General features: G+C 35.6%; 19 protein-coding genes and 1 tRNA gene. 14 read left to right on the forward strand and 6 right to left on the reverse strand.

Features of this window, described 5'->3' with window-relative positions:
• Positions 1 to 19 precede the first annotated feature (19 nt).
• From H033_RS0116650 to H033_RS0116680, 7 genes are all read left to right on the forward strand, one after another.
• Positions 20 to 883: an SPFH domain-containing protein gene (locus H033_RS0116650; protein WP_026839318.1), complete on the forward strand. Its 864-nt coding sequence runs from the start codon at positions 20 to 22 to the stop codon at positions 881 to 883.
• Between the two features lies 1 nt (position 884).
• Complete coding sequence (locus tag H033_RS0116655; RefSeq protein WP_026839319.1) at positions 885 to 1373, forward strand: hypothetical protein; 489 nt, start codon at positions 885 to 887, stop codon at positions 1371 to 1373.
• The gene (locus H033_RS0116660) at positions 1351 to 2322 is read left to right on the forward strand and encodes an alpha/beta hydrolase (RefSeq protein WP_231367649.1); all 972 of its coding nucleotides are present in this window, start codon (positions 1351 to 1353) and stop codon (positions 2320 to 2322) included. The genes H033_RS0116655 and H033_RS0116660 overlap by 23 nt, the downstream gene beginning before the upstream one ends.
• A 6-nt stretch (positions 2323 to 2328) precedes the next feature.
• Entirely contained in the window at positions 2329 to 2490 is a 162-nt protein-coding gene (locus tag H033_RS21445) for an Arc family DNA-binding protein (RefSeq protein WP_081661894.1), read from the forward strand.
• A gap of 6 nt (positions 2491 to 2496) precedes the next feature.
• Positions 2497 to 3315 (forward strand): Cof-type HAD-IIB family hydrolase, encoded by an 819-nt coding sequence (locus H033_RS0116670; protein ID WP_026839321.1) that lies wholly within the window; start codon positions 2497 to 2499, stop codon positions 3313 to 3315.
• Positions 3316 to 3583: 268 nt separating this feature from the next.
• Positions 3584 to 4849: a DUF819 domain-containing protein gene (locus tag H033_RS0116675; protein WP_026839322.1), complete on the forward strand. Its 1266-nt coding sequence runs from the start codon at positions 3584 to 3586 to the stop codon at positions 4847 to 4849.
• Between the two features lie 53 nt (positions 4850 to 4902).
• Complete coding sequence (locus H033_RS0116680; RefSeq protein ID WP_026839323.1) at positions 4903 to 5634, forward strand: DUF4369 domain-containing protein; 732 nt, start codon at positions 4903 to 4905, stop codon at positions 5632 to 5634.
• Between the two features lie 401 nt (positions 5635 to 6035).
• On the opposite strand, the gene H033_RS0116690 is transcribed toward H033_RS0116680, so the two are convergent.
• From H033_RS0116690 to idi, 6 genes are all read right to left on the reverse strand, one after another.
• A tRNA-Thr gene (locus H033_RS0116690) sits at positions 6036 to 6109 on the reverse strand.
• 12 nt (positions 6110 to 6121) lie between these two features.
• Entirely contained in the window at positions 6122 to 6388 is a 267-nt protein-coding gene (locus H033_RS0116695) for a hypothetical protein (protein WP_026839324.1), read from the reverse strand.
• A gap of 46 nt (positions 6389 to 6434) precedes the next feature.
• Positions 6435 to 7412 carry a type I phosphomannose isomerase catalytic subunit gene (locus H033_RS0116700; protein ID WP_026839325.1) on the reverse strand — a complete coding sequence of 326 codons (978 nt, stop codon included), beginning with the start codon at positions 7410 to 7412 and terminating at the stop codon, positions 6435 to 6437.
• Positions 7402 to 7866, reverse strand: a complete 465-nt coding sequence (locus tag H033_RS0116705; protein ID WP_026839326.1) for a peroxiredoxin — start codon at positions 7864 to 7866, stop codon at positions 7402 to 7404. Before H033_RS0116705 ends, H033_RS0116700 begins: the two co-directional genes overlap by 11 nt.
• On the reverse strand, positions 7867 to 8277 hold the full coding sequence (locus tag H033_RS0116710) for a 6-pyruvoyl trahydropterin synthase family protein (RefSeq protein WP_026839327.1): 411 nt from the start codon (positions 8275 to 8277) through the stop codon (positions 7867 to 7869).
• A complete protein-coding gene (gene idi, locus H033_RS0116715; RefSeq protein ID WP_026839328.1) occupies positions 8274 to 8792 on the reverse strand; it encodes an isopentenyl-diphosphate Delta-isomerase in 519 nt (172 codons plus the stop codon). The genes H033_RS0116710 and idi overlap by 4 nt, the downstream gene beginning before the upstream one ends.
• A 160-nt stretch (positions 8793 to 8952) precedes the next feature.
• On the opposite strand from idi, the gene H033_RS0116720 reads away from it, so the two are divergent.
• From H033_RS0116720 to H033_RS0116750, 7 genes are all read left to right on the forward strand, one after another.
• Positions 8953 to 10539 carry a peptide chain release factor 3 gene (locus H033_RS0116720; RefSeq protein ID WP_026839329.1) on the forward strand — a complete coding sequence of 529 codons (1587 nt, stop codon included), beginning with the start codon at positions 8953 to 8955 and terminating at the stop codon, positions 10537 to 10539.
• A 229-nt stretch (positions 10540 to 10768) separates the two neighbouring features.
• On the forward strand, positions 10769 to 11110 hold the full coding sequence (locus H033_RS0116725; RefSeq protein ID WP_026838544.1) for a hypothetical protein: 342 nt from the start codon (positions 10769 to 10771) through the stop codon (positions 11108 to 11110).
• A gap of 148 nt (positions 11111 to 11258) precedes the next feature.
• Positions 11259 to 11576 (forward strand): transposase, encoded by a 318-nt coding sequence (locus H033_RS20520; RefSeq protein ID WP_231367650.1) that lies wholly within the window; start codon positions 11259 to 11261, stop codon positions 11574 to 11576.
• A gap of 44 nt (positions 11577 to 11620) precedes the next feature.
• On the forward strand, positions 11621 to 11962 hold the full coding sequence (locus tag H033_RS0116735; RefSeq protein WP_026839330.1) for a hypothetical protein: 342 nt from the start codon (positions 11621 to 11623) through the stop codon (positions 11960 to 11962).
• Positions 11963 to 12020: 58 nt separating this feature from the next.
• Positions 12021 to 12941 carry a transposase gene (locus H033_RS0116740; RefSeq protein ID WP_026839331.1) on the forward strand — a complete coding sequence of 307 codons (921 nt, stop codon included), beginning with the start codon at positions 12021 to 12023 and terminating at the stop codon, positions 12939 to 12941.
• A 93-nt stretch (positions 12942 to 13034) separates the two neighbouring features.
• A complete protein-coding gene (locus tag H033_RS0116745) occupies positions 13035 to 13376 on the forward strand; it encodes a hypothetical protein (protein ID WP_026836815.1) in 342 nt (113 codons plus the stop codon).
• Positions 13377 to 13434: 58 nt separating this feature from the next.
• The gene (locus H033_RS0116750; protein WP_026836816.1) at positions 13435 to 14355 is read left to right on the forward strand and encodes a transposase; all 921 of its coding nucleotides are present in this window, start codon (positions 13435 to 13437) and stop codon (positions 14353 to 14355) included.
• Positions 14356 to 14616 lie beyond the last annotated feature (261 nt).

Genomic DNA, 14616 nt, shown 5'->3' on the forward strand with positions numbered 1-14616 from the left:
CATAACTAATTATACTCTTATGAATTCCAACGAAAAAACTACCACTCCTTCTAATGGTTATGTAATGCTCTCTGTTATCGTACTCTTTTTAATTATAGGGGTTGGAGGGCTTATAGCAATGAAGATGCCATTATTCCTCTTTTTAATTTTAATAACTCTTGGTCTTATTCCAGGATTGATTTTGGTTAATCCAAATGAGTCTAGAGTATTATTACTCTTCGGGAAATATAAAGGGACAGTAAAGAGTAATGGACTTTTCTGGGTGAATCCTTTCTTTACTAAAACAAAAATCTCACTGAGAGCGAGAAACTTTGATAGCGAACGATTAAAAGTAAATGACAAAATGGGTAATCCCATAATGATAAGTACCATTTTGGTTTGGAGGGTGAAAGATACTTTCAAAGCTTCTTTTGATGTAGATAATTTTGAGAATTTCGTGGTTGTACAAACAGATGCTGCTGTTAGAAAATTAGCAAGTATGTATCCTTATGATAATTTTGCGGATGAAGGATTGGAAGAAGATATCACTCTACGCTCTAGTGTTAATGAAGTGAGTATAGCTTTAGAGAAAGAATTGCAAGAAAGACTGGATATTGCAGGAATTGAAGTATTAGAAGCTAGAATTGGTTATTTAGCCTATGCGAATGAAATTGCAAGTGCAATGCTTAAGCGTCAACAAGCCACAGCTATAGTTGCTGCTAGACATAAGATTGTGGAAGGTGCTGTTAGCATGGTTGAGATGGCATTAAATGAGTTGGGTAAGAAAAATATAGTGAATCTGGACGACGAACGCAGGGCAGCTATGGTAAGCAATCTTATGGTGATCCTTTGTGGAGATAGAGATGCTTCCCCTATTGTAAATGCCGGAACTCTAAATCATTAAAATGAAAGTTTTCCAAGAAAAACAACAATTTAGGCAGTGGTGGTTAATTGCCATTTTAGCAATCACTATTGGTGGAGTGTTCTTAAATATCTATTATGAAACGGAAGGCTTTAGTAATATTGAATCCAACACAGCTTCGATCTTAACTTTAATTTTTACGGCCTTAATCATTGCCAGTATCTTTTTTTTAGAACTAAGAACAAAAATAGATTCTAAAGGTATCACCGCGAATTTTGACCCTTTTCCTTTTTTCAAAAGACATTATAATTGGTCTGAAATAGATAAAATTTATGTTAGAAAATATTCAGCATTAACAGCATATGGCGATTGGGGTGTTAGAGGTTTTGGTAAAGCAAAGGCTTATAACGTTTCAGGTAACTATGGCATCCAAATTGTAACCAATGAAAACAAGAGTTTTTTAATAGGGACTCAAAAGCCACAAGATGCAGAACGGGTTCTAAAAAGATATGCTCAAAAAACAATTCAATAAATTCTTAATAGAAATCATGAAAAAATATGTAATTATTTTAGCAATGTTGGTTTTCAATTTTGGGTTTTCTCAGAACGATTCTATAGTTGAAAGCGAAGTGTCCATCAATAAATTTATAGATGGCACTTTAACAATGCCTGTAGCGGCAGAAAATCCCGATCTAGTGATCTTGATTCAAGGCTCTGGCCCTACAGATAGGAATGGGAATGGATTTATGATGAAAAATGACGGCTCGAAACTCATCGCAAAAGAACTTGCTAAAAATGGTATTGCTTCTTATAGATTTGACAAGCGAATATTCAAAATGAATAAATTTAAGATTAGCGAAGAAGAACTTAGTTTTGAAGATTTCGTAAAAGATGTAAGTGATATTTTAGATCATTTTAAAACAGAGCAAACTTACGGAAAGATAATTATTGCAGGACACAGTGAAGGATCACTCATAGGAATGCTTGCTGCACAAAATAAAGCTGATGCATTTATCTCTTTTGCAGGACCAGCTAGAAGTATAGATAAAATAATTATAGATCAGTTAGCAAAACAATCTGAAGACTTAGCTGAAAATGCAAAAAATGCTTTTCAAGAAATAGAAGAAAAAGGTAAAACCTCAAATTACAATCCTTTACTTCAGTCTATATTTAGACCCAGCGTACTGCCTTTTATGAGATCCTGGATGAAATATAATCCTACTGAAGAAATTGCCAAATTAGAAATACCTATCCTTATTATTAATGGCAGTTTCGATATTCAGGTAGATACTACTGAAGCAGAACTATTAAAAGAAGCTAACCCAAAAGCAGAATTAGTGATACTAGATAAAATGAATCACGTTTTTAGAAAAATTGAAGGAGATAATTTAGAGAACACCAAAGCCTATAATGAGCCAAACAGACCTTTACACACAGAGCTTATTTCGGTTTTAGTGAATTTTATAAAGAAGGAAGAATAAAGTAAAATGAGCAAAAAGAAAGCATTTGCCTTAAGGCTAAATGAAGATATGCTAAAAGCTATCGAGAAATGGGCTTCAGATGATTTCCGAAGTACCAATGGACAGATAGAGTATATGCTTTCTAAAGCATTGAAGGAAGCCAAAAGGCAACCCAATAAGAAAGAATAAAATTAAATGAAGTACAAAATAGTTTTTTCAGATATAGATGGCACCTTACTTAATAAGGAACGCCAGTTGTCTCCTTCTACCATTTCCGAAATAAGGAAGCTGAAAAATAAGATCCCTTTTATTCTTATTTCAGCCAGAATGCCGGCAGCCATGAGGCATCTTCAGAAAGAATTAGAAATAGAAGAGCTCCCGATTATTAGTTATAACGGCGGTCTTATCATAGTCAATAATCAGGTAGTAAGCACTACTGAGATCCCTGTTACCATCATAGAGCATCTATGCAATTGGAATTCTAATTTAAAGTGTCATTTGAGTTTATATCATAATGACGAATGGTATGTTCCTTCAATGGATTATTGGGCAAAAAGGGAAGAGAATAATACCAAGATCTCCCCAGATGTAAAAATAAGTGAAGATATAATTACAAAATGGAGAAAAGAAAATAAAGGTGCCCATAAGATAATGGCTATGGGTGAGGTAGCTGAAATAGATCAAATTGTAGATTTTCTTGGTAAAGAATATCCAAATGAACTTCATCTTTATAGATCTAAATCTACTTATCTCGAAATTTCCCCTAAAAGTATTTCTAAACTAACAGCAATTAAATTTTTACTTGATCAACATTTTAATTTTGCTCTTGAAGATGTGATCGCTTACGGTGATAACTACAACGATGTGGAAATGCTGAACCATGCAGGTTTTGGAGTTGCGGTGGGAAATGCAAGAGAAGAAGCTAAGCTTGTCGCAAAACATATCACAGCCTTAAGTATTGAAGATGGTGTTGCTCTAAGCTTACAGCAATTAATTCCTTTGAAAAATTGGTAAAACTCTTTGTCTTTTCCATATAAGGAAACTCACTGCAAGCCACCGAATTACATTGCGGTAGCTCCGGAGGAAAATAATTTTAAAATTTTAACGCTAGCTTTATGGTAACAATCCCTCATAGGAGAATATATTAATAAAGAACTTCGGGGCAAGCCCAAGAGAGATGACTCGGGACGAAAATCCTTTGAAAAATTCGAAACAAGCCTCGGGAAATTAAACCCTCAATGAGGGATTAAAATTGTATTTTGCCGGGCAAACAAAATAATTCATGGAAAACGCTCCCCTCTTCACTAACGATGCTATTGTATTAGGAATTTTAATGGTCTCTTTAGGGTTTGTATTTTTAACTTCCTCTAAAGAAGACGGGTTTTGGAAAAAATTCTATTCTATAGTTCCCGCACTTTTAATGTGCTATTTGATTCCAGCGATTTTCAATTCCTTGAATATCATCTCAGATGAAACCTCACAACTATATTTTATAGCCAGTAGGTATTTATTACCAGCTTCTTTGGTTTTAATGACCTTGAGTATAGACTTAAAAGCCATCTTTAATTTAGGCCCAAAGGCATTAATAATGTTCTTTACTGGTACCATTGGAATAATAATAGGTGGCCCTTTAGCAATTCTATTAATCTCAATCTTTTCACCTGAAACTGTTGGGGGAATTGGACCAGATGCTGTTTGGAGAGGTTTGTCAACATTAGCTGGAAGCTGGATTGGCGGTGGCGCTAACCAAGCTGCTATGCTAGAGATATACGAATACAATCCAGATCTATATGGCGGGATGGTACTTGTGGATATTGTGGTAGCCAACCTCTGGATGGCTTTAATCTTGTTTGGTATTGGAAGAAATGAGAGAATTGACAAATGGCTAGGTGCAGATGATTCGGCAATAGTAAATTTAAAAAACAAAGTAGCAGCTTATTCTGAAGGAATTACAAGAGTTCCATCTCTTGCAGATCTCATGATACTCTTAGCCTTAGCATTTGGAGCTGTTGGGCTTGCACATTGGGGTGCAGATGGCATTTCAACATACCTAACTGCCAATTTTGAAGTGTTTACCGATAGTAAAAGTGCATTATCGTCCTTCTCCTCCTCTTTCTTTTGGATGATATCTATTGCAACGGCAATTGGAATTATTCTTTCATTCACCAAATTCAAATCTTATGAAGGTGCTGGAGCAAGCAAGATAGGGAGTGTGTTCATCTATATGTTAGTAGCAACCATTGGGATGAAAATGGATTTAACCATGGTTTTTGAAAATCCGGGTCTAATTGCTATTGGTTTAGTATGGATGGGTATTCATGCGGTACTTTTAATTTTGGTTGCTAAATTAATCAAAGCTCCATATTTCTTTCTCGCAGTTGGTAGTCAGGCGAACGTAGGTGGCGCAGCAAGCGCTCCGGTGGTAGCCGCAGCCTTTCATCCTTCTTTAGCTACTGTAGGAGTTCTACTTGCGGTTTTTGGTTATGTGGTGGGCACCTACGGTGCTATTTTGTGTACAATTCTTATGCAATTGGCCGCCGCGAGTTAGTATAAATTGAAAAATAATAAGATATTTGCCCTCAAACATTTCAACTAAAATTGATGAAAAAAATTAGCTTTTTATTACTTATTTTATTGAGTATTACCTCATGTTCCGATAAAGAAAACAACCTATTAGTAAAGGGTCATGTAAAAGGATTAAAAAAGGGGACCATTTATTTACAGAAGATCGAGGACACTTTATTGATAAATGTAGATTCTATAATGATAGATGGGGACGCAAATTTTGAATTAGGCGATTATTTGGAAAGCCCCAAAATTATGTATCTATTCTTAGAAAAAGCAGATAATATAGAATATGATGATCGTATCGAGTTTTTTGCCGAAGAAGGCGAAGTAACAATTAACACGACTCTAAAGAATTTTCAAGTCGATGCTAAAGTAGTAGGTTCTGTAAATCAGGAAAAACTGATGGATTACAAAAAGATGATGCAGCGGTTTAATGATAAGAATCTGGAATTGATCCAGATGAATTTTGAAGCACAGCGAGATGAAAATGAAGAATTGATCATTTCTACAAATGAACAGTTTGACAAACTTTTAACTCGTAAATATCTTTATACTGTTAATTACGCGATGAATAATAAAGATCTGGAGATCGCACCTTATTTAGCACTATCTGAAGTGTTTGATGCAAATATTAAATATTTAGATACAATTTACACTTCTCTTACTCCCCAAGTCAAAAAATCTAAATACGGAAAAGATTTAAAATCCTTTTTGAAAGAGCGTAGAAAAAATGAGAGATTAGCAGAAAAGGTGGAAGACCAATAAAATTCAATTTTAATATTATTCAAAAAGCTTCAGCTGATAACTGAAGCTTTTTTTGTTTCCAGTAATTATTTTAAAGGTTAGGAATATTATAAATTTTTATAAATATCAGCAATTAGTAATAAAATATGGCAAGTCATGCTGAACTTGATTCAGCATCTCATCCTCTTATTGAAAATCAAAAACTTTATTATAAGACCCTGAATCAAGTTCAGGGTGACTATAACAATATGATACTTCGCAGACAATCATTTAAATTTTACCCATAAAAAAAACCTCTCCAAATTGGAGAGGTCCTTAATTTTGAGCTTATAGAGGGACTTCCTTAGACTTCGCTCTGGACAGGCTTCTCGCCCTATTGTGATAAAAGCAAAAAGCTCCTCCGAATGGAGAAGCTTTTAAAGAGCCGATGGAGGGACTCGAACCCACGACCTGCTGATTACAAATCAGCTGCTCTAGCCAGCTGAGCTACATCGGCGTCTAATAAATATTATAATTTATTGATCTTCTCTACCAAAGCATTAGCTTTAGTTTCAAGATCCTTCTCTATACCTTTAAAATGTTTCTTTTTATCTTCAACATTCTTCTGATTGATTTTAGCAATCAAACCATCAAAAGCTACGATAGCTTCATCAACAATCGCCTCAGTTTTTTTAGGGTCTTGCTTAGGATCTGCTAATTGGTGGATATATGCAGCTTCAATAATATCTCCCATCACATAATTCACATCCCTTTTTAACAATCTCTTACTTGCCATATTTTCTAAATTTTAAGTTGCGAATTTAATCTATTTTCCAATACTATTACACACTTACCTCTAAAATTTTTGCTCCCGTACTATTTATTTTAATTTTTGATGCTGAAGCCGGTATTAAAAGGGTTTCTCCTTGTTTCAAAATCTCAGAATTTCCGTTTTCTAGACTAATAAACGATTCTCCATCTACTCCCATTAATACTAAAAAACAATCTTTTTGAGAATAATCTATAGTTAACTCACCTTCAACAGCAATAATATTTGTTTTAAAATAACTGTTAGCAATTATTTCCGAAGTAGAATTTGCCTGAATTTTGTATGCTATTTCATGACCGTTCTCACTGGAAAGATCTATTGCCTCTAATGCTAGTGCGGTATGCAAATCTCTTTTTTTACCAGTTTCAGTTTTTCTGTCCCAATCATAAATTCTGTAAGTAACATCTGAAGTTTGTTGGATTTCGGCCAACACCACTCCTTTCCCGATTGCGTGGACTAAACCAGGAGGGATAATAAAAGCATCCCCAACTTTTACCTTAACTTTATTTAAAGCTTCCGGAAGTTCATTTTTTTCAACAAGTTCTACATACCGAGATTTGGAAATAGGCTCTTCAAAGCCTAAGATAAGCTCTGCGTTTTCATCTGCCTGCATGATATACCACATTTCCGTTTTTCCGAATGAATTATGCTTTTCCTTTGCGATCTTATCATTTGGATGAAGTTGGATAGATAGATTTTCAGCGGCATCTATATATTTTATAAGTAATGGAAATTTAATTCCGAAGTTCTTAAACACTTCCTTTCCTACCAATTCTTCTTTATACTCCTTTAATAGCCATTGAAGAGATTTACCCTTTAAAGAACCATTTGAAACTATAGAAGTGTCATTTTCCAGATCAGATATTTCCCAGCTTTCGCCAGTTCTGTTAGAGCTAATCTTTTTATTGAATAAAGAATTTAGTTTTTTACCGCCCCATATCTTTTCTTTAAGTATAGGCTCAAATTTTAAAAGATATAATTCATTCTTCATCCTGTAAGGTCTTAAGTTTTTGCAATGCTTTTTTGGTGTGAGAAGCTGCACTTATATTGTTGTACTGCATGATAAGTGTACCACTTTTATCAAACACAAAAGTTTCTCTTCCAGGCAATAGTCCCATAAGTGCCGGTTTCACTCCAAAAGCAATACGGGCTTTTTTATCTATATCTGATAAAAATATAAAGGCTAATTGGTATTTAGATTTAAATCTCCTATGCGATGATTCAGAGTTGGAACTTATCCCGATAACTTCGGCATTCAATCCCTTAAATTCTTCATATTTATCTCGAAAATCGCAAGCTTCCTTAACGCAACCGGGTGTAAAGTTCTTAGGATAAAAATAAACGATCAATGCTTGCTTTCCCGTAAATTTATTCAACTCAAAAAGTTCTCCTGTTTCATCTGGAATACTAATCGCTGGAATTGAATCTCCTACGCTTAAACCCATTTATTCTCCATTATAGGTTACAAAATTCCTTGGAGTTTCATATAAAGTTACACTAAGTTCTAAAGTTTCTTTAAGTTTAGGTCTTAATTTACCCCAAATAACTACTGCGATATTTTCTGCTGTTGGATTTAGAGTCTTAAACTCTTCAACTTCAACATTCAAATTCTTATGATCTAAATATTCTTCTATTTCTGAAGAAATAAGATCCTTCAATATCTTTAAATCTACTACGAACCCTGTTTCTGGATCTATATCTCCTTTAACAGATACCGTTAATTCATAATTATGCCCATGAAAGTTAGGGTTGCTGCATTTTCCGAAGATATTCTGGTTCTTTTGATCGTCCCAATCCTTGCGATATAATCTATGCGCAGCATTAAAATGAGCCTTCCTATGTACTGTTACTTTCATCGTTCTATAGATTGATAATACTTCTCGAAAATGATCTTAAACCACTCTGTATATACCGATGGATTATTCTCCATGTCCTTTGCTACTTCATCCAGACCCATCCATTTCCATGCTTCCGCTTCCTCAGGATTTAATGAAGGTTCCTCATTATAATTCCCAACTAATATATGATCAAATTCATGTTCTGTAAGTCCATTATCAAATGGAGCCTTGTAAATAAAAGAGATCGTGTCTTCCAATTCCGCAGTAAAACCCATTTCCTCCTGAAGTCGTCTTTTACCAGCTTCAATATTAGTTTCACCTTCTCTTTGGTGGCTGCAACAGGTATTAGTCCATAATCCCGGGGAATGGTATTTGCTCAATGCTCTTTGCTGGATCATCAATTCATTCTTTTCGTTAAATATAAAGACTGAAAATGCACGGTGTAACAGTCCTTTTTCGTGGGCTTCCATCTTTGGCATTAAACCAATAGGTTCATCCTTTTGATTTACCAAGATCACTTTTTCTTCTGTCATAGCTAATATTGAAAATCAAAAATACAAAATAGCATCACCAAATCATAGGAAAATTAGGAGCTAACAGCGGTAAGTTCATTTTTAAATAATAAAATCCAAATCAAAGAACAATTCCCTTTTCTAGATCAAAAATTTTATCTTTGCAGCCTTAAAGAAGCATATGAAATTTACCGACGAGATAAAAAGAAGAAGAACATTTGGCATTATTTCTCACCCAGATGCCGGGAAAACCACTTTAACTGAAAAGCTTTTGCTTTTTGGTGGTGCTATACAGGAAGCCGGGGCGGTAAAATCTAACAAGATCAAAAAAGGTGCTACGAGTGATTTCATGGAAATCGAGCGCCAGCGTGGGATTTCTGTTGCAACTTCTGTGCTTGCCTTCGAATATGATGGAATAAAAATAAACATTCTTGATACTCCCGGACACAAGGATTTTGCTGAAGATACTTTTAGGACTTTAACTGCTGTAGATAGTGTTATTGTAGTGATAGATGTTGCAAAAGGTGTAGAAGAACAAACAGAAAAGCTAGTTGAAGTTTGTAGAATGCGAAATATCCCAATGATCGTTTTCATAAATAAAATGGATCGTGAAGGTAAAGATGCTTTTGAGTTGCTAGATGAAATAGAGCAAAAACTGAGTTTAAGAGTTACTCCTTTAAGTTTTCCTATTGGAATGGGTTACGACTTTAAAGGAATCTATAATATCTGGGAGAAGAATATTAATCTATTTACAGGAGATCCTAGAAAAGATATTGAAGACACCATTGAAATCTCGGACCTTAAATCTGAAAAACTTGATGAACTTTTAGGATCTAAAGCTGCAGATACTTTAAGAGAAGAGATTGAATTAATTGAGGGAGTTTACCCCAAATTTGACAATAAAGCTTATTTAGAAGGGAATTTACAACCTGTATTTTTTGGATCGGCACTTAATAATTTTGGAGTTAGAGAATTGCTGGATTGCTTTATTAGCATCGCTCCTACTCCCCGTGCAAAAGACAGTGAAGAACGAACTGTAAAGCCAGACGAAAAACAATTTACCGGTTTTGTGTTTAAGATCCATGCTAACATGGATCCTAAGCATAGAGACCGATTGGCTTTTATAAAAATTGTTTCTGGGATCTTTGAAAGAAATAAGCCTTATTTGCATGTACGTCATGGTAAAAATTTGAAGTTTTCTAGTCCCAATGCTTTTTTTGCTGAAAAGAAAGAAATTGTAGATATCTCCTATCCTGGAGATATTGTAGGGTTACATGACACCGGAAATTTTAAAATTGGTGACACACTAACCGAAGGAGAAGTGCTGCATTATAGAGGAATCCCAAGTTTCTCTCCAGAACATTTTAGATACATTAACAACGCCGATCCAATGAAATCCAAACAATTGGAAAAAGGGATCGATCAGTTAATGGATGAAGGGGTTGCGCAATTATTCACCTTAGAAATGAATAATAGAAAAGTAATAGGAACGGTAGGAGCTTTACAGTTTGAGGTTATTCAATATAGATTAGAGCATGAATATGGGGCTAAATGTACCTATGAGAATGTAAATGTATTCAAAGCAACATGGGTGGAAGTGAAAGACCCAAAAAGTGAAGAATTTAAAGACTTCAAAAGGGTGAAAGCAAAATTCTTAGCTCATGATAAAAGAGGCCAATTGGTTTTCTTCGCAGATTCACAGTTCTCTTTACAAATGACACAGTCTAAATATCCAAGTATAAAATTTCATTTGGTATCTGAATTTTAGAAGTTGAGTTTCCTCTAACAATTATATAATTGGAATGGCACATAAAATGTCATTCCGACGAAAGAGGAATCTCTTTAGCACTCAAAAGATTCTTCACTTCATTTCATTTCGTTCAGAATGCCATTAATTAATACTTAATAAAAAAATGCCGAAGATATCTCTTCGGCATTTTTGGATCAAGGTGAAAACTTGGGGAGAAATGTATCTTTGCAAGCAAAACACTTAGAACTTGGATAAAGAATTAGCCCGCTATTTATTGCCAGAAGGCATATTAGAATATTTTGAGATCATCAGTCATAAATCATCAACAGACAAGGTTCATTTCTATTTAGAAGAGAAGAACATTCTACCCAAAGAATATCAATTAGAAATAGCACAATCCAAAGGCTTCTTACCAGAAATAACGGTTGAAGATTTTCCGTTAAGAGGTAAATCCGTATTGCTCCATATAAAACGTAGGCGTTGGACCCTGGTCAATACAGGAGAGATAGTAAAAAGAGATTGGAACTTAATAGCTAAAGGCACTCGGATAACTAACGAGTTTGCCTCTTTTTTAAAAGGTATCGCTTGATACTCATGCGGTAAGTGCCAAACGGTTTGGTGACTATTATAAGACCAATGGTAAAACACTGCAGTACCACTACAAAAATCATCTTAGCGACTTCAAGGATTGGACGCAAAAAGAGCATTCACAGGATTGGCTGCTCTATGGAAAGAACTTGGGCAACTATTTAAGTTTAGATGAAACCTCTTTATCCAACGGTGAACTTTACACTATTCTAACAAACAAAGCAGCTAACGGAAAGAAAGGCAGCATCGTAGCAATTGTTAAAGGAACCAAAGCAGTTGATGTCATTGAGGTACTAAATGAAATCCCAGTAGAAAGGCGCAATATGGTAAAAGAAGTCACTGTGGATATGGCCGGTAGCATGAATTTGATCGCTAAAAAATGTTTCCCTAAAACCGAAATAGTCACAGATAGGTTCCATGTTCAAAAACTAGCCTCAGAAGCAGTGCAAGAAGAAGGATCAAGGTAAATACTTGGGGAGAAATGTATCTTTGCAAGCAAAACACTTAGAACTTGGATATAGAATTAGCCCGCTATTTATTGCCAGAAGGCATATTAGAATATTTTGAGATCATCAGTCATAAATCATCAACAGACAAGGTTCATTTCTATTTAGAAGAGAAGAACATTCTACCCAAAGAATATCAATCAGAAATAGCACAATCCAAAGGCTTCTTACCAGAGATAACGGTTGAAGATTTTCCGCTAAGGGGTAAATCCGTATTGCTCCATATAAAACGTAGGCGTTGGACCCTGGTCAATACAGGAGAGATAGTAAAAAGAGATTGGAACTTAATAGCTAAAGGCACTCGGATAACTAACGAGTTTGGCTCTTTTTTAAAAGGTATCGCTTGATACTCATGCGGTAAGTGCCAAACGCTTTGGTGACTATTATAAGACCAATGGCAAAGCGCTGCAGTACCACTACAAAAACCATCTCAGCGACTTCAAAGATTGGACGCAAAAAGAGCATTCACAGGATTGGCTGCTCTATGGAAAGAACTTGGGCAACTATTTAAGTTTAGATGAAACCTCTTTATCCAACGGTGAACTTTACACTATTCTAACAAACAAAGCAGCTAACGGAAAGAAAGGCAGCATCGTAGCAATTGTTAAAGGAACCAAAGCAGTTGATGTCATTGAGGTACTAAAGGAAATCCCAGTAGAAAGGCGCAATATGGTAAAAGAAGTCACTGTGGATATGGCCGGTAGCATGAATTTGATCGCTAAAAAATGTTTCCCTAAAACCGAAATAGTCACAGATAGGTTCCATGTTCAAAAACTGGCCTCAGAAGCAGTGCAAGAAGAACGTATCCGATTAAGGTGGGAAATTATAGAAGTAGAAAACAAAGCTATTGAAGAAGCCAGGAAAAATGAAAAAACATACAAACCAGAGCTTCTCGGTAATGGGGACACGCACAGGCAGCTGCTCGCTAGAGGCCGATATCTATTGTTCAAATCAAAAGCCAAATGGACAGCAAGACAAATAGAAAGGGCTGAAATATTATTTGATCTATACCCAACTATTGAAAAAGCATACAACTTCTCTCAAGGGCTAAGCCATATTTTTAGAAACAACACAAATAAAGATGTAGCTAGGCTAAAATTGGCACACTGGTACAACAAAGTCGAAAATTCCGAATTTAAGTCTTTCAATACCATTGCAAGATCTGTACAACTGCACTACGAGACCATCCTAAACTATTTTAACAACAGAAGCACCAACGCTTCAGCGGAATCCTTTAATGCCAAAATAAAAGAATTCAGAGCTTCGTTTAGAGGTGTCAGAGATGTGAAATTCTTCCTCTATAGACTAACTAAATTATATGGATAATTTTTGAGCTCCCCAATAATATGGTTTGATCCTTCAGGGATCAAGGTAAATACTTGGGGAGAAATGTACCTTTGCAAGCAAAACACTTAGAACTTGGATATAGAATTAGCCCGTTATTTATTGCCAGAAGGCGTATTAGAATATTTTGAGATCATCAGTCATAAATCATCAACAGACAAGGTTCATTTCTATTTAGAAGAGAAGAACATTCTACCCAAAGAATATCAATCAGAAATAGCACAATCCAAAGGCTTCTTACCAGAGATAACGGTTGAAGATTTTCCGCTAAGGGGCAAATCCGTATTGCTCCATATAAAACGTAGGCGCTGGACCCTGGTCAATACAGGAGAGATAGTAAAAAGAGATTGGAACTTAATAGCTAAAGGCACTCGGATAACCAACGAGTTTGCCTCTTTTTTAAAAGGTATCGCTTGATACTCATGCGGTAAGTGCTAAACGGTTTGGTGACTATTATAAGACCAATGGCAAAGCGCTGCAGTACCACTACAAAAACCATCTCAGCGACTTCAAAGATTGGACGCAAAAAGAGCATTCACAGGATTGGCTGCTCTATGGAAAGAACTTGGGCAACTATTTAAGTTTAGATGAAACCTCTTTATCCAACGGTGAGCTTTACACGATTCTAACAAACAAAGCAGCTAACGGAAAGAAAGGCAGCATCGTAGCAATTGTTAAAGGAACCAAAGCAGTTGATGTCATTGAGGTACTAAATGAAATCCCAGTAGAAAGGCGCAATATGGTAAAAGAAGTCACTGTGGATATGGCCGGGAGCATGAATTTGATCGCTAAAAAATGTTTCCCCAAAACCGAAATAGTTACAGATAGGTTTCATGTTCAAAAATTAGCCTCAGAAGCAGTGCAAGAAGAACGTATCCGATTAAGGTGGGAAATTATAGAAGTAGAAAACAAAGCTATTGAAGAAGCCAGGGAAAATGAAAAAACATACAAACCAGAGCTTCTCGGTAATGGGGACACGCACAGGCAGCTGCTCGCTAGAGGCCGATATCTATTGTTCAAATCAAAAGCCAAATGGACGGCAAGACAAATAGAAAGGGCTGAAATATTATTTGATCTATACCCAACTATTGAAAAAGCATACAACTTCTCTCAAGGGCTAAGCCATATTTTTAGAAACAACACAAATAAAGATGTAGCTAGGCTAAAATTGGCACACTGGTACAACAAAGTCGACAATTCCGAATTTAAGTCTTTCAATACCATTGCAAGATCCGTAAAACTGCACTACGAGACCATCCTAAACTATTTTAACAACAGAAGCACCAACGCTTCCGCGGAATCCTTTAATGCCAAAATAAAAGAATTCAGAGCTTCATTTAGAGGTGTCAGAGATGTGAAATTCTTCCTCTATAGACTAACTAAATTATATGCATAATTTTTGAGCTCCCCAATAATATGGTTTGATCCGAATTCAGAGCGTCGTTTAGAGGTGTCAGAGATGTGAAATTCTTCCTCTATAGACTAACTAAATTATATGCATAATTTTTGAGCTCCCCAATAATATGGTTTGATCCGCATTTTTTGTTACCCTATAATACTTATTAAGCTACATGTCATATGAGTCTGTCGATATATGCTTGGGATATACAGGTTCCTAAGCTTCTCGATTTTGGTTTATCCTAAGCAAAGCCGAAGG

Source organism: Gillisia sp. JM1 (assembly GCF_000424645.1).
Classification (GTDB): domain Bacteria; phylum Bacteroidota; class Bacteroidia; order Flavobacteriales; family Flavobacteriaceae; genus Gillisia.

Coding starts and splice junctions, on each gene's coding strand:
- H033_RS0116700 (WP_026839325.1), bottom strand. CDS start 7,412: ATGAAGAATGAATTATATCTTTTAAAATTTGAGCCTATACTTAAAGAA.
- H033_RS21445 (WP_081661894.1), top strand. CDS start 2,329: ATGAGCAAAAAGAAAGCATTTGCCTTAAGGCTAAATGAAGATATGCTA.
- H033_RS0116710 (WP_026839327.1), bottom strand. CDS start 8,277: ATGAAAGTAACAGTACATAGGAAGGCTCATTTTAATGCTGCGCATAGA.
- H033_RS0116670 (WP_026839321.1), top strand. CDS start 2,497: ATGAAGTACAAAATAGTTTTTTCAGATATAGATGGCACCTTACTTAAT.
- H033_RS0116675 (WP_026839322.1), top strand. CDS start 3,584: ATGGAAAACGCTCCCCTCTTCACTAACGATGCTATTGTATTAGGAATT.
- H033_RS0116680 (WP_026839323.1), top strand. CDS start 4,903: ATGAAAAAAATTAGCTTTTTATTACTTATTTTATTGAGTATTACCTCA.
- H033_RS0116660 (WP_231367649.1), top strand. CDS start 1,351: ATGCTCAAAAAACAATTCAATAAATTCTTAATAGAAATCATGAAAAAA.
- H033_RS0116650 (WP_026839318.1), top strand. CDS start 20: ATGAATTCCAACGAAAAAACTACCACTCCTTCTAATGGTTATGTAATG.
- H033_RS0116655 (WP_026839319.1), top strand. CDS start 885: ATGAAAGTTTTCCAAGAAAAACAACAATTTAGGCAGTGGTGGTTAATT.
- idi (WP_026839328.1), bottom strand. CDS start 8,792: ATGACAGAAGAAAAAGTGATCTTGGTAAATCAAAAGGATGAACCTATT.
- H033_RS0116705 (WP_026839326.1), bottom strand. CDS start 7,866: ATGGGTTTAAGCGTAGGAGATTCAATTCCAGCGATTAGTATTCCAGAT.
- H033_RS0116695 (WP_026839324.1), bottom strand. CDS start 6,388: ATGGCAAGTAAGAGATTGTTAAAAAGGGATGTGAATTATGTGATGGGA.
- H033_RS0116720 (WP_026839329.1), top strand. CDS start 8,953: ATGAAATTTACCGACGAGATAAAAAGAAGAAGAACATTTGGCATTATT.